The sequence below is a fragment of the Caproiciproducens galactitolivorans genome, assembly GCF_026672255.1.
Classification (GTDB): domain Bacteria; phylum Bacillota; class Clostridia; order Oscillospirales; family Acutalibacteraceae; genus Caproiciproducens; species Caproiciproducens galactitolivorans_A.
Window position 1 is genome coordinate 1 of record NZ_JAPOHA010000028.1, and the last position, 479, is coordinate 479.

The 479-nt window shown below is 55.3% G+C and carries 1 protein-coding gene; it reads right to left on the bottom strand.

Annotated elements, in window-relative coordinates:
* A partial coding sequence (locus OUY18_RS13795; protein WP_268059357.1) for a class II fructose-bisphosphate aldolase occupies positions 1-479 on the bottom strand: 479 nt, incomplete at both ends.

The window sequence follows — 479 nt, forward strand, 5'->3', positions numbered from 1 at the left end:
GCTTTTCCCGCGCAACCGAGAACAGTCGTGATTTTATGCGCAACCATGTCTTTAATGGCTGTGCGCGCGGGGGCGAGGTATTGCCTTGGGTCAAAGTGGCTCGGATTTTCCGCCATATATTTGCGGATGCTGGCCGTCATGGCAAGACGCAGGTCGGAGTCCACATTGATTTTGCAGACCGCCATCTTTGCGGCTTCGCGGAGCATTTCCTCCGGAATACCGATTGCGTCCGGCATCTGGCCGCCGTATTTGTTGATTTCCTCCACAAACTGCGGAATAACGGAAGATGCGCCGTGCAGTACGATCGGGAAACCGGGCAGACGGTCGGAAACTTCCTTCAGAATATCAAAGCGAAGCTGCGGCTTCTGGCCGGGTTTGAACTTGTATGCGCCGTGGCTTGTGCCGATGGCGATGGCAAGGGAATCCACGCCCGTACGGGTTACAAAATCCTTTACTTCGTCCGGATCGGTAAACTGCGC